Here is a 20,865-nt window from a genome sequence, read left to right on the forward strand (position 1 = left end):
ATCACTCCTTTTTTTCACAACATGATCCTGGAATCTGACTTTTCTTCTGTACCGCCCTGCTCTCTTCCAGCAGTTCACTCAGTTTTATCTCATCCACTGTCCGATTAATACTATCGTTAATCCGCTGCCATACATATTTTGTCACACACACATCGGAACCGTCACATCCACTGCTGTTCTGGATACCAGGGCATTCCACCGGGTCAAGATTTCCTTCCAGTGCGCGGAGCACATCTCCCACGGAAATCTCCTCCACCGGACGTCCCGGTACATAACCGCCGCACGCGCCGCGCACGCTGGTAACCAGGCCTGCCTTCCGAAGCTTCGCAATGAGCTGCTCCAGATAGCTCTCCGATATGTGTTGTCTGGCTGCAATACTTGCTATTGATGCCGGTTCTTTTTCCGAATACAATGCCAGATCTATCATGGCGCGAAGACCGTAGCGTCCTTTTGTAGACAGCTTCATAATCATCACCCCGTTCTAATTCCGAGTATTTTTGTCGGATTTCATTGTTGATAATATCATTCCAGTTACGTTCTGTCAAGCACTCATTCTGAATATATTTTGTAAAAAAGGAAGTACTATCTATGCGATCTTGCTCCTTCTTTCAGGGTACCGTGATTCTGACTGTCTCAAGTCTTCTGATCAAATTTTTGGGCTTCTTTTATAAGATATTCCTGGCACAGGCTATGGGTGCGGAAGGGATGGGCATCTATCAGCTTATTTTCCCCGTATTTGCCGTCTGTCATTCCCTGACTTCCTCCGGTCTTGAAGTGGCTATTTCCCGTTTTACGGCCCGCTCCCGCGGTCATGAGCAGTCGGATTATCTCTGGGCCGGGCTCTTTCTGACGCTGACCTCATCCCTGGTTATCGGTCTTTTCCTCTGGACCAGGTCTGATTTCATTGCCCTTACTCTGCTCCATGAAACACGGTGTGCTCCATTGTTAAAATTTTTGGCCGCCACCATTCCCCTAGCCGGCTTTCACGGATGTTTCTGTGGATTCTGTCTTGGACGGAAGAATGCATCTCTTCCTGCGTTTTCCCAACTTACAGAACAGGCTGTCAGAATCGGTTCTGTCTGGCTTTTGTATCACATTTTTCTGCAGGAAGGTATGGAAATCACTCCCATGCTCGCTACTGCTGGTCTGCTTACAGGAGAAATCGCATCGGTTCTTTTCATACTCACCTTTGCTGCCAATAAGACTTTGCTACCCTCCAGCCTGTCCGCCTGTTTTCACCGGTGCCGGACATTGCTCACCATGTCCATTCCTGTCACCGCCAGCCGTGTCAGTCTGACTTTACTTCAAAGTGTGGAAGCGGTCCTGATTCCTCTGTCGCTCCGGCAATCCGGTCTCTCTTCCACAGAAGCTCTAAGTCTGTACGGCATTCTCACCGGTATGTCCCTGTCTTTTCTGCTCTTTCCCAATGCAGTCACTTCTTCTCTGTCTGCCATGCTGCTCCCTGTCATATCGGAAGAGCAGGCAAAAGGAAATATGCAGAAAATCTCCCAGGCCATCGAATATACTCTGCTCTTCGGCATGAATATTGGTATTCTCTGCATGGGTATTTTTCTGCGGTTTGGAAAAGAATTGGGAACACTATGCTTCCATCAGCCGCTGACCGGAGAATTCTTACAGACCCTGGCATGGATCTGCCCGTTCCTTTATCTGTCCGGCAACTTAAGCAGTATTCTCCACGGTCTCGGAAAGACTTCTGTTACTTTTTTTAATCAGCTGGCTGCCCTGCTGGTACGGATTTTCTGCATCGTCCTTTTCGTTCCCTTTACCGGCATTCAGGGCGTTCTGTGGGGCATTCTGGCAGGTGAGCTTCTCCTGTCCTTCCTGGACATCCGCTCCGTCGCATCTTATGTCACACCCTCCATCGGTCTTGATGCCTACGTATTGAAACCTGCTGCCGCCATACTCTTATCTATGGGAGGAATTCATATGTTAAAACCCGCTGCCAGTATTTTAGGACTCTTCGTTCAAATCGCACTGATGTGTCTTGGATATGTACTCCTGTTGTTCTCGTTCGGGGTCTGGAAGCTGCTGCGCCCACTTTTTTACGTCAAAGCGTCAAAGTAATGTATTTACAACCGTAAAAAACTATATTATAATGTATCGCAGTAAGCAAACACACGAAGGAGACTGTTATGGGATTCACATTTAACAAAAAGCTGCCAATCCCGAAGGAAATCAAGGCTATGTACCCGCTTTCCGAGAGATGTGCAGCATTAAAAGCACAGAGAGATAAAGAAATTGCTGATGTTATCACCGGAAAAGACGACCGTTTTCTGATTATCGTTGGACCATGTTCCGCTGACAACGAGACAGCTGTTATGGATTATCTGCACCGCCTGGTTCCGATTCAGGAGCAGATCAAAGACAAATGTATCATCATTCCGCGTATCTACACCAACAAGCCGAGAACGACCGGTGAAGGATACAAGGGAATGGTTCATCAGCCGGACCCGGAAGCAGCACCGGACCTTCTGGAAGGCCTCATTGCCATCCGTAAACTTCACATCCGCAACATCGAAGAGACCGGCCTTACCGCAGCAGATGAGATGCTCTATCCGGAAAACTGGTGGTATCTGGCAGATCTGCTTTCCTATGTGGCAGTCGGTGCCCGTTCCGTAGAGGATCAGCAGCATCGTATGACCGTCAGCGGTTTTGACGTACCGGCAGGTATGAAGAACCCGACCAGCGGTGATATGACCGTTATGCTCAACTCTGTTGTTGCTGCTCAGCATGCTCACTCCTTTATTTACAGAGGATGGGATGTCGACACCTCCGGCAACCCCCTTGCTCACACCGTACTCCGCGGTGCTGTCAACAAGCACGGACAGGTACTTCCGAACTATCACTACGAAGATCTCCGTCTGCTCTGTGAGCTGTACGCCGAGAAGAACCTGAAGAATCCGGCATGCGTGGTTGATACCAACCACTCCAACTCCAACAAGCAGTATCTGGAGCAGATCCGTATTGCAAAAGAAATACTTCACAGCCGCCGTTACAGCGACGACATCCACAAACTGGTCAAAGGGCTGATGATCGAGAGCTACATCGAAGATGGCAGCCAGAAGATCCATGATCATGTTTATGGAAAATCCATAACCGATCCCTGCCTTGGCTGGGAGAAGACCGAACGTCTTCTCTTCGAGATTGCAGAGACCTGCTAAAATCAAGTCAGAACTCTCAAGAAGCTCCACGCCGTTTTACCGGCATGAAGCTTCTTTTCTATTCCTCATTATTTCACATGTTTCTGAATAAAATCCAGTACGATTTTCCTTGTCTCTTCGTAGGCATTGGCTGTTTCAAACCGGCGTTCCGGATGCCACTGTAGTGCCAGAATCTTCATCTCATCCGAGCCATAGGCTTCCACCACATGATTTTCCCGGTCAATGGCCAACGGTTCAAAGCAGGGTGCCAGTCCTTCTTCATAGATACAGTCAGAATGGTAATTGTTGACCCAGATATTCCGTTGTTCTTTCACAAGCCACACCTGATGATCCATGCCTCTCGTTCTGGTCACCGGAAGCTTGGGATGATACCAGAGTTTTCCGCCAAACATGACATTAATATACTGCATACCACGGCAGGTGGCGATAATAGGAATGCCATGGGCCACACAGTAGTGGATCACCTGCTCCTCCATCCGGTCACGGTTGGGCTGCAGTTCATCTTCGTGGGGGCGGTCATACATGGACGGCGGCAAGGAACCGCCTCCCACCACAATGAGGAGATCCCTCTTTTTATTGAATATCATCTCTACATTCTTTGTAAAATTGGAGACGGTCTTCGGGATAAATCCCAGCAGCTCATAGAACCGCACATAGCCGGACTCCAGAATATCTACCGGGTCACCGTATTGGTTCACGCCTTCTCTCTGAGTAATCAGAGCACTCAGATTTCGGTACTGGATGCCTTCCTCGATCTTTCCCGCCCTACAGTCAAGGCTTAGATAGCTTAAAGAAGATACATAATGGTAAATCTTCTCTCCACAGCCAATCGCCGCCGGAATCTCAAACTCCGCACAGCGGATGGCCATGTGAGATGCCGCTCCGCCAAATCGGGTGATAAATGCTTTGATTCCCTTTGTAAACACCCACTCATAACCCGGATCTGCCTTGGGAACTACCACGATCTTATCATGAATATCTGCGTCCGGCTCCTCATCCAGCAGCACGACCTCTCCTTCCACCCTTTTTGTTGTAATAAAGTTCGGTCTTGCTTCATAGACTTCCACCACATCAAGACTCCGCCTGTTCAGAATCACCTCCGGCAGATACAGTTCACGGAATTCCTGATATCTTCGGTGTCTTCTTGCAATTTTTTCTTCCAGCTGGTCCTTCAGTCCATCTGCCGTCAAATATTGCGGCAGCACAAAATCCTCAATTTCCAGCCAGGACAGATCATTTCTGGCAATCTCCATCATGGCTCCCGCCCGCACTAAAAGTTCCAGAATAAGGCTTAAAGATTTTGTAAACTCAAATTTAAAATATTCTCGTTCTTCGATGGCATGCCGGATAAAATGCAGAAGCTGTTTCGCAGTCACATGAAGCCCGGACTCTTCAATGGCCTGAGTGAGCCTGTCTAAATTCAGTGCGTCTTCCCTCGGCACTGGTTTTCTCTGAGATCTGGATGGGCCCGGTCTGAAATTCATCTGGTCGTAACGTTCTGTCCGGATATCATAAGTACCCACACGCAGATGTCCATATTTCCGGTTAAACTCTGCGCGGCTGATCTCATCCAGAGAAAAGGCCCGGAAATCTTTCTCAAATTCCGTGGAGACCGTGGAGATCGACTGCATAAATGCATCCGTATCCTCCTGGCAGAACCATGTTTGCCCACCGTTTTTTTCCTGTCCTTCCGGTCCGTTTTCTGTCAAACTCCGCAAAAACGCCCTTGCCATAAATGCCATACGGGCCTGACGTGCAAACTGCGGCGTCCCATAATGCTGCAGTCCGGCCCGGAGACTCTGCACTGCCTGCATGATCTGATGAAGTGTAGCCTTATCATGATGCAGCAGATCTTCTTCTCTTCCCCGGATTTTCTCCAGTTTTCTGAGACTTTCCATATCCTCTTCCAGGATCTTTTCATAATTCAGCACCGCATCTTCAGTCACTTCCTTCAGATTTTCCACAAGATTTCTTCGGTCCTCTTCAGTAAATCCATACTCTACCAGACGTTTTGTTCTCTGCTCCGTTCCAAAATCATAACTGGAAAATACAATCTCAAATTCTATCTTATCATGTGCTGTCAGATTATGCCGCAATGCATTCTGATAATAGCGTACCAGTCTTCGAGCCAGCTTCTCCGGTACTTTCTGCGGAATCAACGAGTAGAACGCATATTCCAGGCAGATATAAGGCTTATTTCCGATCCGGTGCATCAGATCTTCTGAAAGTTTTCGGAATCCAATCCCTGCAATTCCCTGATTCCACGCCCGGTGCGTAATGATGGCCCGATACAGGGAATAATCCAGCGGTCTGGAGTTATTCCCAATGATCTCCGAAGGATTCCAGAATGCCATATCCGACATCATCATAGGCTCTCCCGTAATCACATTTTTGTGATGTTCATACATATCCGCTGCATTTTCCAGCAATTTAAAAAAAGCATTATCATCGTACACATTTCCTTGTTTATAACTGGCTACCAGCGGCCTCATCTGAAAGAGAATCACCTGATGATCTTTATTAATGGCAAATTCTATATCCAGGGCCAGTCCATCCATGATGTGTTCCAGTTCACGCACAGCCCTCAAAAGTTCCCTCCAGGGTGTTTTCAGTGTGCCTTCATCCACATTCCGGACCACTTTCATCATCCTGCCTGCCGTTCCACCAGTAACGCTGTCGGTGGATCCCGTCTCATCATAATTGATCAGATAATACGGTTTATTGCTCTGAATATCTCTGGTAAACACTACACCACTGCAGACCACATGGAGCGCCTGACACTGAATCAACACCTGTTCATCTGACAGATTCTGAATGTCTTTCCTATAAGAAGTGATTACCGCGTCAACTGCCTCAATGATTTCTTCCTCGCTGGAAGAATCTACGTCCAAAATACTTTTATAATGTCCCGCATTGGAGCGTTGAAAAGAATCCTCCGCGGATGAGGAACTTCGTACCACAATTCTCCGTCCCTTAAACTGGTCCATAATCTCATGGCAGACTTCCAGTTTATCCATCTGATAATCCCGGACGTAGAGAATATACATTTCTTCTATCGTCGATTCATGAATGAGATTTTTCAGAGCAAACAGGGTATCCGCCTTTGTAGAAATTAATTGTCTGTGCTGTTCCATCATTTTTCTCCTTATAAAGCAAAAAGACACAAAGAATCCTTATGAATTCTCTGCGCCTTTGCAGTCATGTAAAAAGCCTATCCCCGGGGATGTGCTTTGCTGTATTCTTTTCTTATTCCCGGCTGAAATTCCGCATAGATCTGTGTTGCAGCCACATCTGTATAGCCAAGCATCTCCTGAATAATCTGAAGACCTGCTCCGCCTGCCGCCATATGTGCTGCACAGGAATGACGAAACATTCTCGGTGTAATATCTTTATCAATTCCGGCCTTCGCCGCATAACCTTTGAGTACCTTCCAGAATCCCTGACGACTCATGGGTGCTCCTGAACAATTCAAAAACAGCAGCTTTTCCGGCCTTTTTTTCATAAAGGAATCTCTTCCTCGATCCATATATTCCAGCAGTGCCCGTCCTGCAGTACCTCCAAAGGGAATCATCCGCTCTTTTCCTTCCTCCCGGCAGATAATCCACCCAAAACGCAGATTCACATCCTCTGCTTCCAGATGCACAAGTTCACTCACCCGCATGCCAGTCGCATAAAGGAGTTCCAGCATTGCCTTGTCACGCAGACCTTTGGGATTGTCCGTCACCGGCTGGTCAAGAATATCTTCCATCTCCTGTACCGTCAGGATGCCCGGTACTTTTTTTTCCACTTTCGGAGCTTTCAGAAAGAAAGACGGATCTTCTTCCAGCACATGTTCTCTCATAAGATATTCAAAAAATGCTTTGATGGATGCAATATAACGGGAAATTGTCGCCGCCGATTTCCCAGTACACTCCATATTCAGCACAAAAGAATTCAGCAGTGTCGCACTGATCTCATCGACTGAACAGACCCCCTGATTCTTCATATAAGCTGTCATCTTGCCAAGATCTCCATGGTAAGACATCACTGTATTCCGTGATACCTTCTTCACATTCTCCAGATATCCGACAAAATGCTGTATTTCTTCGTCCATATAACTTCCTCGAGTTCCAAAAAAGATGGTTACAGTATAGCCGAGAATCTGAAAGATTTCAATATTTTTATACGATTTTTCCTAAAATCTGCCGTAAAATTGCCGGATTCACACAGGCCTCTGTGAGAATTCCAAATAGCAGGAAAAGTCCGCCAACAGCTCCAAGCATCAGATACTTTTTCCGATTGCTTCCACCGCAAATTACCCACAGAATCATCCATCCGAATGCCGGAAGATAAAAAAAGACCTGAGGCAGCAGACCTGCCACGCAAATCACAATTCCGCGAAATCCAAGCTGCAGTGTAGAAATACTCAATACACTTCCCCAGATCATTCCCAATAAAAAGAGCAGGAATCCCATCCAGATCGGAGCTGCGGGGATTATGCCAGCCCCCATAAGCAACATATACTGTCCCAGCCGATATCCCGCAATATAACGGATCATCTGTACATAATCAATTCGAAAAGAAGCATACTGATTCAGAAAATATTCCCCAAAAATTCCGGAAAACGCAGAATCACTCTGAAGTTGTATGATTCCAATTCCTGCCAGCATACCCATGCCTGTCACCGCAAGATAAATACTGCCTCCTGCCGGATGCCTGTTTTTCTCAAATCCGTACATAAAAAAATCCCTCCCCACCCATTCTATGGGAGAGGAAGGATTTTTATGACTGTCAGATTTCTATACATTTCTTATAGACTGCTTCACAGCCTTTGAGCACCGCATTTCGGAATCCTGTTTCCTCCAGTGCAGCCACCCCGGCAATCGTCGTTCCTGCCGGTGAGCATACCTGATCTTTCAGAACTCCCGGATGTTCGCCCGTCTCAAGTACCATGGAAGCAGCACCTTTTACCGCCTGTGCAGCAAATATGTATGCCTGTTTTCTCGGCATGCCGCACCGGACAGCACCGTCTGCAAGCGCTTCAATAAACATATAAACAAATGCCGGTGAGCTGCCGCTGGCACATACTACAGCATCCATCAGCCGCTCTTCGATATATTCTGCTTTTCCACAGGAAGAAAAAATTCTGGTCAGGACATCCAGTTCTTCATCGGTAAACTCCTCTTTCCGGCAACTGATTCCTGTCATTCCTTCACCAATCATTGCCGGAGTATTGGGCATCACCCGTACAATCCTTTTATCATTTCCAAGATTGAGTTTCAGCTGATCGATGGTTCTACCGGGTGCCAGAGAAATAATCACATGATCCGGTGTCAACATATAACGAACCGCATTCAAAACTTCCTCATAGAACTGCGGTTTAATCGCCAGTATAAGATATTTGCACCGATTTGCACATTCTGCATTAGAATCCGCATAATCAATTCCAGTTTTCTCATGTACCCTCAGCTTTGTTGCTTCTGTCTTTGCACAAAATACAAAATCTGTCTTTGGAAACTCTTTTAAAGCACCCTGCAAAATTGCTTTTCCCATGTTGCCCATTCCGATAAAACCTATCTTTGCCATGATCCTGTTTCTCCTTTTCCTGCGTAAAATCACAGAAAGGATGCCGCAATTGCGACATCCTCTTTGTTATCTTTTCATCTTTTGTCTTTACTTCGCGTAATCTGTAACTCTGCTCTCGCGAATTACATTGACCTTGATCTGACCAGGATACTCCAGTTCCGCTTCGATCTGTTTTGAGATGTCTCTCGCCAACAATACCATCTCTGCGTCATCTACCTGATCCGGAACTACCATAACACGAACCTCTCTACCTGCCTGAATAGCAAAAGATTTATCAACTCCCTTAAAGGAGTTCGCAATATCTTCCAGTTGTTTTAATCTGTTGGTATAAGTCTCCAGTGTCTCTCTTCTCGCGCCTGGTCTTGCAGCTGAAATAGTATCTGCTGCCTGAACAATACAGGCGATCAGGGAAGTAGGCTCTACATCTCCATGATGTGATTCAACTGCGTTGATCACTGTAGCTGATTCCTTATACTTCTTACATAATTCTACACCGATCTGAATATGGGATCCTTCCATCTCATGATCGATGGATTTACCGATATCATGTAAAAGTCCGGCTCTCTTTGCCAGACGGACATCTACGCCAATCTCTCCTGCCAGAAGTCCTGACAGCTGAGCAACTTCAATAGAATGTTTCAGCGCATTTTGTCCATAACTGCTGCGGAATTTCATACGTCCAAGCAGACGTACCAGTTCCGGATGAATTCCGTGAACTCCGACTTCCAGAGTAGCCGCTTCGCCTTCCTCACGGATCATCGTTTCAACTTCCTTCTGGGCCTTTTCTACCATCTCCTCAATTCTTGCCGGATGGATACGGCCATCAACAATCAGTTTCTCCAATGCGATACGGGCCACTTCCCGGCGAATCGGATCGAAACCGGACAAAATAACTGCTTCCGGTGTATCGTCAATAATCAGATCCACACCGGTCATAGTCTCGAGAGTTCTGATATTTCTTCCCTCACGACCAATGATACGTCCCTTCATCTCGTCATTTGGAAGCTGAACTACAGAAATCGTTGTTTCAGCCACATGGTCAGCTGCACATTTCTGAATTGCGGTGACTACATAGTCCTTCGCTTTTCTTCCTGCTTCCTCTTTTGCTCTGCTTTCCAGCTCTTTTACGAGCTTCGCAGTCTCATGTTTTACATCTTCTTCAACTGTTTTTAAAAGATATTCTTTTGCCTGTTCGGAGGTAAGACCTGAGATTCGTTCCAGTTCCTGCACACGTTTTGCGGACAGCTCTTCTACTTCAGCACGTCTCTTTGCAAGATGCTCTTCCTGAGCAGCAAAGCTTGCTTCTCTGCGCTCGATCGCCTCTGTCTTCTTATCCAGAGTTTCCTCTTTTGTAAGGACACGACGTTCATAACGCTGGAGTTCCGCTCTGCGTTCCTTGGTCTCTTTCTCTAATTCATTTCTGGTCTTCATAGACTCTTCTTTTGCTTCCAGCATCGCTTCACGTTTCTTTGTCTCTGCTGCTTTCAGCGCTTCGTCTACGATCTCTCTTGCTCTGTCTTCCGCACTGCCGATCTTGGCTTCCACTACCTTTTTGCGATAGCCGACTGCACAAGGCCAGGTGATGACTGCGGTCAGAACAACAGCAACCAGAACTGCTATTATGATCGGAACCATATACAGGAGCACCTCCTTATTTAGTTTTCATTGTACATTACACAACATATTAAATTTTAAACTGTTTTTACAATTGTGTCAAGTGCTCTGTGTGTTTTTTTGTGCAACTTGTTCGCTGCATGAGTGATTCACGACCAGCCGTCCGTCTCCCTCAAAACCGCCAGAACATCCCCCATTCGAAAGCCTTTCCGTAAAAGTGCGGCGATCAGTTTCCGCCTTGTTTTTTCATCTGTTATTTCCGGACGATACCCTTTTTTCTCAAGAAACCTGCGGATCAGTGGTTTCTCATCCGCAGGTTCCAGATCTTCATAAACTTTCTGAATCAGTTCCTGCGGCACCCCTTTCCGGTACTGCAGTTCCTGTTCCAACTGTCGGCGGCTCTTCTGTTCCCGCCGGTATTCAATGTAGTTTCTTACATATCGCTCATCATCAATGTAACCGTAACTTTTCACATAGGCAATGGCATCTTCCACCAGTTCCGGCGAAAACTCTGCCTGCAGGAGTTTTTCCCGGAGCTGTGCCTCCGTACGGTCCATCCGTTCCAGAATCTTGAGCGCCTTTAATCTTGCCTTACGACAATTCGAGGTCTGATCTGTCTTTGGCAGCTTCTGCTCCGGTTTCTGTCTGTCTGAATTCTTCCGGTACCGGTAATCCATAATGTTCTCTGACCCTCATCTCTACTTCATCGCGAATCTCAGGATTGTCATGAAGAAACTGCTTTGCATTTTCTCTTCCCTGTCCGATCTTCGCGTCATTATATGCATACCACGCACCGCTCTTGGCAATGATCCCACATTCCGCTGCCAGATCCAGAATATCTCCGTCTGTGGAGATTCCCTTTCCAAATACAATATCGAACTCTGCCTCTTTGAAAGGCGGTGCAATCTTATTCTTTACTACTTTGACGCGGGTATGGTTACCTACCACCTCTCCACTCTGCTTCAGTGCCTCTGTACGGCGTACATCCAGACGAACAGAAGCATAGAACTTCAATGCACGTCCGCCGGTAGTCGTCTCCGGATTACCAAACATAACGCCGATCTTCTCACGCAGCTGGTTGATAAAGATTACAATACAGTTGGTCTTGCTGACAATGGAAGTCAATTTTCTCAGTGCCTGAGACATGAGACGAGCCTGGAGACCCACATGAGAATCCCCCATGTCTCCATCAATCTCCGCCTTGGGAACCAGTGCTGCGACAGAGTCCACAATCACAATGTCTACTGCGCCGGAGCGAACCATCATCTCGGTAATCTCCAACGCCTGCTCTCCGTTGTCCGGCTGGGAAATATAGAGATTATCCACATCCACACCAATATTTTTCGCATAAACCGGATCCAGCGCATGCTCTGCGTCAATAAATCCTGCAATGCCGCCACGCTTCTGTACTTCTGCTACCATATGAAGAGCTACGGTCGTCTTACCACTGGACTCCGGTCCATAGATCTCCACAATACGTCCTTTCGGTACACCGCCTGCACCAAGCGCAATGTCAAGACTTAAGGATCCGGTTGGCACCGTCTCCACCTGCATGCGGCTGGACTGATCACCCAGTTTCATGACAGAACCTTTTCCATACTGTTTTTCAATCTGAGAAAGTGCCGCATCCAGTGCTTTTAATCTTTCTTCTTTAGCTACAGCTTTCCCATTCTGCATTTTATCTTCTTTTCCCATGAAATATCTCCTTATAATCGAATTTCACAATACGAACTTTTGTTCGATTCCCTGTTATCTATCCTATCTTATTTGCATGGGATTGTCAAGAAAAAAATCCTGGCGGACAGCTTTTGACTGTCTGCCAGGATTCTGCTCTGTTCTTTATTTCTTTGTAATATATCCTTTTGCTTTCAGCGTCTCTGCACAGAGAACCGCTCCACCAGCTGCACCACGTACCGTGTTGTGGGAAAGTCCTACGAATTTCCAGTCATAGATGCTGTCCTCGCGAAGACGTCCTACAGAGATTCCCATTCCATTCTCATAATTGACATCCAGCTGAACCTGCGGACGATTGTCCTCCTCCATGTAACGGATGAACTGCTTCGGTGCGCTCGGAAGTCCTGCCTCCTGCGGGAATCCGCTGAATTTCTCCAGACGGTCGATCAGTTCTTCCTTGGTCGGGTTTTTACGGAATTTTACAAATACCGCTGCGGTATGTCCGTTCAGTACCGGAACACGGATACACTGGCAGGTGATCTTCGGCTCTTCTGCCTTTACAATCACACCATTCTCAATGTGTCCCCAGATACGAAGGGGCTCCTGCTCGGATTTTTCTTCCTCTCCGCCAATATACGGAATAATGTTTCCTACCATCTCCGGCCAGTCCTTAAAAGTCTTTCCTGCTCCGGAAATTGCCTGATAGGTCGTAGCTACTACTTCATAGGGTTCAAACTCTTTCCATGCGGTAAGAACCGGTGCATAGCTCTGAATGGAACAGTTCGGTTTTACCGCGATAAATCCACGCTTGGTTCCCAGACGCTTTTTCTGGAACTCGATGACATCAAAATGCTGCGGGTTGATCTCCGGTACTACCATCGGAACATCCGGAGTCCAGCGATGTGCGCTGTTGTTGGAGACAACCGGAGTCTCGGTCTTCGCATAAGCTTCCTCAATAGCTTTGATCTCGTCTTTGGACATATCCACTGCACTGAATACGAAATCAACGCTTGCTGCTACTTTTTCCACTTCGTTGACATTCATAACAACGATGTTCTTCACTGCCTCCGGCATTGGAGTGTCCATTTTCCAGCGGCCTCCTACAGCTTCTTCGTATGTCTTGCCTGCGGAACGAGCACTTGCTGCAATCGTTACCACCTCAAACCACGGATGATTCTCCAGAAGGGAGATAAATCTCTGGCCTACCATACCAGTTCCACCAAGGATACCTACTTTCAACTTTTCACTCATTTTCTCATTCTCCTCTTATCCTTGCACGCCGCGTGTCCGCGTATGACGTACATTTGTCATTTCTATGAAATAGTACAGGATTTTGACAAAAAAAGCAACCCTTTTTTCTTTCTTTTTCAAATTTATGACACTATGCGTTCAAATACTCTTTATAGCCTGCAATGACTTTTTCCATCGCTTCCTTACCTGGTGCACCGATGGTGAGTCGGCGGTTCACACAAGTCTCCATGGAAATAGCATCATAAATATCATTTTCAAATACCGGGCTTTCTTCTCTATACTCATCTAAAGTCAGATCATCCAGAGATTTTCCTTCTGCAATGCACCGAAGAACCAGGCGCCCTACAATTCCATGTGCATCACGGAAGGGCACACCATGATTTACCAGATAATCAGCTGCGTCTGTGGCATTGGTAAATCCTTTCTTTGCGCTCTCATGCATACGGTCTTTGCGGAAACTGATGGTATCCATCATACCGGTAAACAGTGCAAGACAACCTTTGGTCGTGTCAATAGCATCGAATACCAGTTCTTTATCTTCCTGCATATCTTTATTGTAAGCCAGCGGAATGCCTTTCATGGTAGTCAGAAGAGACATGAGCGCACCATAGACACGTCCGGTTTTACCACGTACCAGCTCTGCAATATCCGGATTTTTCTTCTGGGGCATAATGGAACTTCCCGTGCTGTATCCATCGTCGATTTCTACAAACTGATACTCATTGCTGTTCCAGATAATAACTTCCTCAGAAAAACGACTCAGATGCATCATGATAGTGGACATGGCAGACAGATATTCTATGAGATAATCTCTGTCGGATACGGCGTCCATGCTGTTCTGCATCGGGCCATAGAATCCAAGCAGTTCCGCTGTATAATCACGATCCAGCGGATAAGTAGTCCCAGCCAGCGCACCAGCGCCCAACGGACAGTAATTCATGCGCTCTGCAATGTCATGAAGTCTTGAACGGTCTCTTTTAAACATTTCAAAATAAGCGCCCATATGATGAGCCAGTGTAATGGGCTGTGCTTTCTGCAGATGGGTAAATCCCGGCATAATGGTCTCGATATTTTCTTCCATGATGCGAAGCAGAACTTTCAGAAGACCTTTTACCAGTTCATCCGTCTCTTTCACTTCATCTCTTGTATAAAGTCTCATATCCAGCGCCACTTGGTCATTCCGGCTTCTTCCGGTATGCAGTTTCTTTCCTGCATCTCCAATCCGGTCAATGAGGTTTGCCTCCACAAAGCTGTGAATGTCCTCATATTTATCGGTAATCTCAAGTTTTCCGGACTCTACATCAGCAAGAATACCTTCCAGTCCTTTTAAAATCTGCTCTTTCTCGTCTTCCGTCAGGATCCCCTGTTTTGCAAGCATTTTTACATGTGCCATGCTTCCCTGAATATCCTGTTTATAAAATTTCTGATCAAATGAAATGGATGCGTTAAAACGATATACCAGCTGATCGGTCTCTTTCGTAAAACGTCCGCCCCATAACTGTGCCATGGTCGTTCTTCCTTTCTGGTTTTTGTACAAATTGTCGTTTTATTTTAACACAAAGAATTTCCATACACAAGACCGGGGCATCAGACAATTGTGCTGATGCCCCGGGTTTATATGGGATTTCAAATATAAGATAATTACTATTTTTTTTCTTTCTGAATAATGTAATAAGGGAATGCAACCAGAAGTGCACCACCTGCTATGTTACCAAGTGTTACCCACAGAAGATTATGAAAATATCCTGCAATGGAAACGCCTTCCACACCTGCACCATTCAACAGACCGACTGCCATCACACTCATATTTGCGATGCTATGTTCAAATCCGCATGCCATAAATATGTAAATACACCAGAAAATCATGATCAGCTTTCCAGATTCTGTCTTCATTTTTGTGCAGCACCAGACTGCCAGACATACCAGCATATTGCAGAGCATTCCTTTAAAGAATAAAGCTGATGCGGTTCCGCCCATCTTTCCAGCTGCAATCGTTGCAAAATATTCACCGGTAGCTCCCTTCGGAACTCCTCCAAGCTGGAACAACGCTACCAGGATCACCGCTCCCACAAAGTTTCCAAGATAACAGACAACCCACAATTTCAGAGTGTCAAGCCAGGATACTTCTTTTTTGAAAGAAGCTGCTGCCATTACAAAGTTATTACCTGTAAAAAGCTCCGCTCCTGCCATAACCACCAGACTCAGTGCAGACGCAAAGGAAAACGCCATAATCACTTTTGTAATCGTACATCCCGCTGCTGTCAGAATCGAGCCGAGGGTAAACGTTACAAATCCGCCAAGGGTGATAAAGGCGCCTGCCACCATGGCTGACATAAAATAACCAGCTGGATTGTTGTTAAGAAGTGCCATCTTTCCTTTTGCCGCATTGCATACACTATTGAATTCATCACGAAACATAATCATCTCTCCTATCTGTTTTCGTTTTTCCGTCCCTTACTGTCACAGATTTCTTTATCTGTACCATCCCATATGCTTTAAAGATTGTTATTATAATAACATACTTTTTCCTATGTGTGATTGTACATATTGTAGGAAACCATTTCCTGATTTTTCATCTGCAAAACTAGAATTTCAATTTTTTTCAAAAAGCACTTTACTTTTTCTCTACCATAAGATATAATAATTTTCGTTGCTGAATGCAATCAATGCTTCCGTGGCTCAGCAGGTAGAGCGACGCACTCGTAATGCGTAGGTCACCGGTTCGAATCCGGTCGGGAGCTTACTTTGCGGAGTCCTGGATTTCAGGACTTTTTCTTTTTAAAAAGAATATTGCAATGAAGAAGTCCCCAACCGTGCTGCTGCACAGTTGGGGACTTTGTTTCTCTTTGTGGAAATCCTACCAGCCAATCAGCCAGGAGTAGATTCCTTCGTATTTATATCTGGATGCATCCCATGAGAAATCTTTCTTCATGCCACGTTCTACCATCTCGTCCCATTCTTTGCGATGTACGAAATAAGTATATTTTGCGTAGTTGATGACTTCCATCATATCCCATGGATTATAATTCGTAAAGGAGAATCCGGTTCCTTTGCCTTCATACTCATTGTAGGGTTCTACGGTATCCTTCAGGCCGCCGGTCTCACGCACAATCGGAAGGGTTCCATACCGAAGGGAAATGAGCTGGGTCAGGCCACAGGGTTCAAATGCCGACGGCATGAGGAACGCATCTGCTGCCGCATACAACTTGTGAGACATCTCGTCTGCATAATAAATATTGGCAGATACTTTATCCGGATATTTCCATGCATAGTGTCGGAACATATTCTCATACCGTTCGTCTCCGGTACCAATCACCACAAACTGGGTATTATCATCCACGATCTGCTCCATCACTTCTGCAATCAGGTCGAGACCTTTCTGGTCGGTCAGCCTGGAAATAAGACCAATCACCATCTTATTTTCGTCTACCGTCAGGCCCAATGCTTCCTGCAGTGCTCTCTTGTTGGCCGCTTTGCCTTTCTTGAAATCTTTGATGGAATAATGATCCGGGATCTTCGCATCGGTCTCCGGATTCCAGATATCATAATCGATACCATTGACAATTCCTCTAAGATCCATATGTCTTGCGGACAACAGACCATCCATTCCCTCGCCGTATTCCGGTGTCTGGATCTCCTGGGCATAGGTTTCACTGACTGTCGTGATATAATCCGCGTACACAAGTCCGCCTTTGAGCATATTGGCATCCCGCTTGTACTCCAGCTTATCCGGTGTAAATACATAATCCGGCAGACCGGTCAGACCCTTCATCGTCTCGATATCCCAGATACCCTGGAATCTTAAGTTGTGAATGGTCATGACCGTCTTGATACCCTGATAAAATTCACCGGCTGCGAACTCTGTCTTCAGATAAACCGGAATTAGTCCGGTCTGCCAGTCATGGCAGTGGATCAGATCCGGGCGGAATCCAACGATGGGAAGAATGGATAATACCGCCTTATCAAAGAAGGCAAATTTTTCAATGTCCGTCCGGAAATCCCCATAGGGTCTGGAGCCTCCAAAATACACCAGGTTGTCAATGAAATAGAACGTAACCCCTTCATATTCATAAGTCATGACACCCACGTGGGCACCTGGATTATAAGAACCGGTTCCCATATAAAAATGTGTGATATACTTGAAATTATTCCTGAATTCATCCGGTATACAGGTATAATTCGGTATTACCACACGCACATCCCACTCATCCTTATTAAATCCCTTTGGCAGCGCTCCGCATACGTCCGCAAGTCCCCCTGTTTTGATAAACGGCACGCATTCGGAAGCCGCAAATAATATTTTCTTCATATAAGAACCCCTCCCACAAGATAAGAAAATTCTGTTGTAAATATCATATCATAATCCGACTCATTTCAAAAGGGATTTTTCATTATTTTTCTTGAAAAAACCCGTCATTCATGTAATAATGGAAATCGTGGCTTAAAGACATGAAATTACTGTAATTATGAGGTTTGAATATGATTAGTGCAAACAACGTGACCTTACGTATTGGAAAAAAGGCCCTCTTTGAAGATGTGAATATTAAATTCACCGAGGGAAACTGTTATGGTCTGATCGGTGCCAACGGTGCCGGGAAGTCTACCTTCCTGAAGATTCTCTCCGGAGAACTGGACAGCACCAACGGTGAGATCGTGATCACGCCGGGACAGCGTCTGTCTTTCTTAAAACAGGATCATTTCAAATATGACGAGTATACCGTTATGGATACTGTCATCATGGGAAATGAACGTCTCTATGAGATCATGAAAGAAAAAGATGCCATCTATGCAAAAGAAGATTTTACCGATGAAGACGGTATCCGCGCCAGCGAGCTGGAAGGCGAATTTGCAGACATGGATGGATGGGAAGCAGAATCCAACGCCGCTACCCTGTTAAATGGTCTGGGAATTGAGACGGAGCTTCACTATTCCATGATGAAAGACCTGATCGGTGCCCAGAAGGTCAAAGTCCTGCTTGCTCAGGCACTGTTCGGAAATCCCGACATCCTGCTTCTGGACGAGCCGACCAACCACCTGGATCTGGATGCGATCGCATGGCTTGAGGAGTTCCTGATTAACTTTGAGAACACCGTCATCGTCGTATCCCATGACCGTTATTTCTTAAATAAAGTATGTACCCACATTGCCGACATCGACTATGGCAAGATTCAGCTCTATGCCGGAAACTATGATTTCTGGTATGAGTCCAGCCAGCTGCTGATCCGTCAGATGAAGGAGGCAAACAAGAAGAAGGAAGAGAAGATCAAAGAGTTACAGGACTTCATCTCCCGTTTCTCCGCAAATGCTTCCAAATCCAAACAGGCTACTTCCAGAAAGAAAGCTCTGGAGAAAATCCAGCTGGATGAAATCCGTCCTTCCAGCCGTAAATATCCGTACATTGATTTTCGTCCGAACCGTGAGATCGGAAATGAAGTACTGACCGTAGAAGGCATCTCCAAAACCATCGACGGCGTAAAAGTTCTGGACAATGTATCCTTCATTCTGGGACATGACGACAAAGTTGCATTTGTAGGCAGCAACGAATTTGCAAAGACCACTCTGTTCCGTATCCTTTCTGGCGAGATGGAGCCGGACGAAGGAAATTATAAATGGGGAATTACCACTTCCCAGTCCTATTTCCCGAAGGATAACACCAAAGAGTTCGATAACGACGACACCATCGTTGACTGGCTGACCCAATATTCTGAGATCAAAGATGCTACTTATGTCCGTGGTTTCCTGGGGCGTATGCTCTTCGCCGGTGAAGACGGCGTGAAGAAAGTCCGCGTCCTGTCCGGAGGAGAGAAAGTCCGCTGCATGCTCAGCAAGCTGATGATCTCCGGTGCCAACGTCCTGCTTCTGGACGAGCCGACCGACCACCTGGATATGGAGTCCATCACCGCTCTCAACAACGGTCTCATTAAATTCCCGGGAGTGCTTCTCTTTTCCTCCCGTGACCATCAGATCGTGCAGACCACCGCAAACAGAATTATCGAGATTCTGCCGAATGGTTCTATCATTGACAAAATCACTACTTATGATGAATATCTGGAAAGCGATGAAATGGCAAGAAAGAGAACTGTCTACAGCAACAGTAAAGAAGACGAAGACGATAACTAAACTTTTCCACAAAAATACCCCTCTGGAATATTTCCAGAGAGGTATTTTTTTACTTCGGCATCTGTTCGTGATACCGTTTGATTTCTTCCATGGCATCCTGCATGACGCGATCTCCTTTTGCCATTCCATAGTCACGGGTATCCACAGCCATAACCGGAATGTTACGTGCCACACGTTCTCTCACATTATTAAGTGCACAGCGCACCTGTGGACCAACCAGTACGATGTCTGCGTCTTCTTTGTCGTAATCAAGTCCTGCCAGCGAAGAGACTATCACTTCCGCATTCACTAGATTCGCTCTGGCCCAGGCAAGCATCCGGTCTCTCAAAATACTGGCCGAGCTTCCGGAATAACACACCAATACGATCTTCATTCTTCCCTCGTCCCTTATTCCGGATCGTTATATCCGTTCGGGTTCTGTGACTGCCATCTCCAGGAGTCCGCACACATCTCTTCAATACCATACTCTGCTTCCCAGCCGAGTTCTGCTTTTGCTTTTGCCGGTGTGCAGTAACAGGTTGCAATGTCCCCTGCACGGCGCGGTTTAATCTCGTACGGAATTTCTTTTCCACATGCCTTACTAAATGCCGCAATGACCTGAAGAACACTATACCCGTGTCCAGTTCCCAGATTATAGATCAGAACGCCTTTATTTTCTTTAAATTTTTCAATTGCTTTTACATGACCTCTCGCCAGATCTACTACATGGATGTAGTCACGCACACCTGTTCCATCAGGCGTATCATAGTCATTTCCAAAGACACCAACACATTTCAGTTTTCCGATGGCTACCTGTGCCACATAGGGAAGCAGGTTGTTCGGAATTCCTTTCGGGTCCTCTCCGATAAGACCGGATTTGTGAGCACCAATCGGATTAAAATAACGAAGCAGGGTAACATTCCACTCCGGATCTGCACGATGGATATCCATCAGCACCTGCTCCAGCATGGTCTTGGTCTGTCCATACGGGTTGGTCGGATTCTGCTTCGGGCATTCCTCGCTGATCGGAATCTGCAGTGGATCTCCATATACAGTTGCAGAAGAACTGAAGATAATATTCTTGCATCCGTGTTTTCTCATGGTATCACAGAGAAGCAGGGTGCCGGTCATATTATTGTGATAATACTCGATCGGTTTTGCCACTGACTCACCTACTGCTTTATATCCTGCAAAATGAATGACGGCATCCGGCTTCTCAGCCTCGAAAATCTGATCCATCGCCGGCTGGTCCAACATATCTGCATTATAAAACTTTAAAGTTTTTCCCGTGATCTGCTGTACTCTGTCCAGTGCTTTCTCGCTTGCATTATACAGGTTATCCATAACCACTACTTCATAGCCATTGTTCAGCAGTTCCACACATGTGTGGCTTCCGATATATCCGGCACCACCAGTCACTAAAATTTTCATCGATTCTTACCTCACTTGAGTTTAATAGAAAAAGTAACCTTAACTTAAT

17 protein-coding genes and 1 tRNA gene are annotated in these 20,865 nt (G+C 46.1%); 4 read left to right on the forward strand and 14 right to left on the reverse strand.

The features are described 5' to 3' along the window. Window position 1: 1 nt before the first annotated feature. A complete protein-coding gene (locus LKD36_RS04640; protein ID WP_118769347.1) occupies window positions 2-466 on the reverse strand; it encodes an RrF2 family transcriptional regulator in 465 nt (154 codons plus the stop codon). A 122-nt stretch (window positions 467-588) separates the two neighbouring features. Between LKD36_RS04640 and LKD36_RS04645 the strand changes: the two genes are divergently transcribed. Together LKD36_RS04645 and LKD36_RS04650 are read left to right on the forward strand one after the other, a co-directional pair. Further along, on the forward strand, window positions 589-2,085 hold the full coding sequence (locus LKD36_RS04645) for a polysaccharide biosynthesis protein (RefSeq protein ID WP_308458884.1): 1,497 nt from the start codon (window positions 589-591) through the stop codon (window positions 2,083-2,085). 68 nt (window positions 2,086-2,153) lie between these two features. Next, window positions 2,154-3,182 carry a 3-deoxy-7-phosphoheptulonate synthase gene (locus LKD36_RS04650; protein WP_308458885.1) on the forward strand — a complete coding sequence of 343 codons (1,029 nt, stop codon included), beginning with the start codon at window positions 2,154-2,156 and terminating at the stop codon, window positions 3,180-3,182. Window positions 3,183-3,250: 68 nt separating this feature from the next. Here LKD36_RS04650 and LKD36_RS04655 read toward each other — a convergent pair whose 3' ends face one another. The 10 genes from LKD36_RS04655 to LKD36_RS04700 form a co-directional block, all read right to left on the reverse strand. Next, a complete protein-coding gene (locus tag LKD36_RS04655) occupies window positions 3,251-6,316 on the reverse strand; it encodes a gamma-glutamyl-gamma-aminobutyrate hydrolase family protein (protein WP_308458886.1) in 3,066 nt (1,021 codons plus the stop codon). Window positions 6,317-6,393: 77 nt separating this feature from the next. Further along, window positions 6,394-7,275 (reverse strand): tyrosine recombinase, encoded by an 882-nt coding sequence (locus LKD36_RS04660; protein ID WP_308458887.1) that lies wholly within the window; start codon window positions 7,273-7,275, stop codon window positions 6,394-6,396. Window positions 7,276-7,342: 67 nt separating this feature from the next. Further along, window positions 7,343-7,900, reverse strand: a complete 558-nt coding sequence (locus LKD36_RS04665) for a hypothetical protein (protein WP_308458888.1) — start codon at window positions 7,898-7,900, stop codon at window positions 7,343-7,345. Between the two features lie 52 nt (window positions 7,901-7,952). After that, entirely contained in the window at window positions 7,953-8,747 is a 795-nt protein-coding gene (gene proC, locus LKD36_RS04670) for a pyrroline-5-carboxylate reductase (protein WP_308458889.1), read from the reverse strand. 87 nt (window positions 8,748-8,834) lie between these two features. Beyond that, window positions 8,835-10,382 (reverse strand): ribonuclease Y, encoded by a 1,548-nt coding sequence (gene rny / locus LKD36_RS04675; RefSeq protein WP_308458890.1) that lies wholly within the window; start codon window positions 10,380-10,382, stop codon window positions 8,835-8,837. Window positions 10,383-10,510: 128 nt separating this feature from the next. After that, entirely contained in the window at window positions 10,511-11,038 is a 528-nt protein-coding gene (locus tag LKD36_RS04680; RefSeq protein WP_308458891.1) for a regulatory protein RecX, read from the reverse strand. Beyond that, window positions 10,953-12,056, reverse strand: coding sequence for a recombinase RecA (recA, locus tag LKD36_RS04685; protein ID WP_118769338.1), 1,104 nt, complete (start codon window positions 12,054-12,056; stop codon window positions 10,953-10,955). The genes LKD36_RS04680 and recA overlap by 86 nt, the downstream gene beginning before the upstream one ends. A 144-nt stretch (window positions 12,057-12,200) precedes the next feature. Further along, window positions 12,201-13,286, reverse strand: coding sequence for an aspartate-semialdehyde dehydrogenase (gene asd, locus LKD36_RS04690; RefSeq protein ID WP_118769337.1), 1,086 nt, complete (start codon window positions 13,284-13,286; stop codon window positions 12,201-12,203). A gap of 130 nt (window positions 13,287-13,416) precedes the next feature. After that, a complete protein-coding gene (gene argH / locus LKD36_RS04695) occupies window positions 13,417-14,793 on the reverse strand; it encodes an argininosuccinate lyase (protein ID WP_308458892.1) in 1,377 nt (458 codons plus the stop codon). Between the two features lie 137 nt (window positions 14,794-14,930). Continuing rightward, entirely contained in the window at window positions 14,931-15,704 is a 774-nt protein-coding gene (locus tag LKD36_RS04700) for a formate/nitrite transporter family protein (RefSeq protein WP_118769335.1), read from the reverse strand. Window positions 15,705-15,954: 250 nt separating this feature from the next. Between LKD36_RS04700 and LKD36_RS04705 the strand changes: the two genes are divergently transcribed. After that, window positions 15,955-16,027 (forward strand) — tRNA-Thr (locus LKD36_RS04705). Between the two features lie 116 nt (window positions 16,028-16,143). Here the strand turns inward: LKD36_RS04705 and glgA are convergent. Beyond that, window positions 16,144-17,595, reverse strand: a complete 1,452-nt coding sequence (gene glgA / locus LKD36_RS04710) for a glycogen synthase GlgA (protein WP_308458893.1) — start codon at window positions 17,593-17,595, stop codon at window positions 16,144-16,146. A 170-nt stretch (window positions 17,596-17,765) separates the two neighbouring features. Between glgA and LKD36_RS04715 the strand changes: the two genes are divergently transcribed. Further along, window positions 17,766-19,406, forward strand: a complete 1,641-nt coding sequence (locus LKD36_RS04715) for an ABC-F family ATP-binding cassette domain-containing protein (RefSeq protein WP_308458894.1) — start codon at window positions 17,766-17,768, stop codon at window positions 19,404-19,406. A 49-nt stretch (window positions 19,407-19,455) separates the two neighbouring features. On the opposite strand, the gene LKD36_RS04720 is transcribed toward LKD36_RS04715, so the two are convergent. Beyond that, window positions 19,456-19,779 carry a PTS sugar transporter subunit IIB gene (locus LKD36_RS04720; RefSeq protein ID WP_308458895.1) on the reverse strand — a complete coding sequence of 108 codons (324 nt, stop codon included), beginning with the start codon at window positions 19,777-19,779 and terminating at the stop codon, window positions 19,456-19,458. A gap of 14 nt (window positions 19,780-19,793) precedes the next feature. Then, the gene (gene galE / locus LKD36_RS04725; protein ID WP_308458896.1) at window positions 19,794-20,816 is read right to left on the reverse strand and encodes a UDP-glucose 4-epimerase GalE; all 1,023 of its coding nucleotides are present in this window, start codon (window positions 20,814-20,816) and stop codon (window positions 19,794-19,796) included. Window positions 20,817-20,865 lie beyond the last annotated feature (49 nt).

The sequence above is a fragment of the Hominiventricola filiformis genome (assembly GCF_020686965.1).
Lineage (GTDB): Bacteria > Bacillota > Clostridia > Lachnospirales > Lachnospiraceae > Hominiventricola > Hominiventricola filiformis.

Coding starts and splice junctions, on each gene's coding strand:
- LKD36_RS04640 (WP_118769347.1), bottom strand. CDS start 466: ATGAAGCTGTCTACAAAAGGACGCTACGGTCTTCGCGCCATGATAGAT.
- LKD36_RS04645 (WP_308458884.1), top strand. CDS start 589: ATGCGATCTTGCTCCTTCTTTCAGGGTACCGTGATTCTGACTGTCTCA.
- LKD36_RS04650 (WP_308458885.1), top strand. CDS start 2,154: ATGGGATTCACATTTAACAAAAAGCTGCCAATCCCGAAGGAAATCAAG.
- LKD36_RS04655 (WP_308458886.1), bottom strand. CDS start 6,316: ATGGAACAGCACAGACAATTAATTTCTACAAAGGCGGATACCCTGTTT.
- LKD36_RS04660 (WP_308458887.1), bottom strand. CDS start 7,275: ATGGACGAAGAAATACAGCATTTTGTCGGATATCTGGAGAATGTGAAG.
- LKD36_RS04665 (WP_308458888.1), bottom strand. CDS start 7,900: ATGTACGGATTTGAGAAAAACAGGCATCCGGCAGGAGGCAGTATTTAT.
- proC (WP_308458889.1), bottom strand. CDS start 8,747: ATGGCAAAGATAGGTTTTATCGGAATGGGCAACATGGGAAAAGCAATT.
- rny (WP_308458890.1), bottom strand. CDS start 10,382: ATGGTTCCGATCATAATAGCAGTTCTGGTTGCTGTTGTTCTGACCGCA.
- LKD36_RS04680 (WP_308458891.1), bottom strand. CDS start 11,038: ATGGATTACCGGTACCGGAAGAATTCAGACAGACAGAAACCGGAGCAG.
- recA (WP_118769338.1), bottom strand. CDS start 12,056: ATGGGAAAAGAAGATAAAATGCAGAATGGGAAAGCTGTAGCTAAAGAA.
- asd (WP_118769337.1), bottom strand. CDS start 13,286: ATGAGTGAAAAGTTGAAAGTAGGTATCCTTGGTGGAACTGGTATGGTA.
- argH (WP_308458892.1), bottom strand. CDS start 14,793: ATGGCACAGTTATGGGGCGGACGTTTTACGAAAGAGACCGATCAGCTG.
- LKD36_RS04700 (WP_118769335.1), bottom strand. CDS start 15,704: ATGTTTCGTGATGAATTCAATAGTGTATGCAATGCGGCAAAAGGAAAG.
- glgA (WP_308458893.1), bottom strand. CDS start 17,595: ATGAAGAAAATATTATTTGCGGCTTCCGAATGCGTGCCGTTTATCAAA.
- LKD36_RS04715 (WP_308458894.1), top strand. CDS start 17,766: ATGATTAGTGCAAACAACGTGACCTTACGTATTGGAAAAAAGGCCCTC.
- LKD36_RS04720 (WP_308458895.1), bottom strand. CDS start 19,779: ATGAAGATCGTATTGGTGTGTTATTCCGGAAGCTCGGCCAGTATTTTG.
- galE (WP_308458896.1), bottom strand. CDS start 20,816: ATGAAAATTTTAGTGACTGGTGGTGCCGGATATATCGGAAGCCACACA.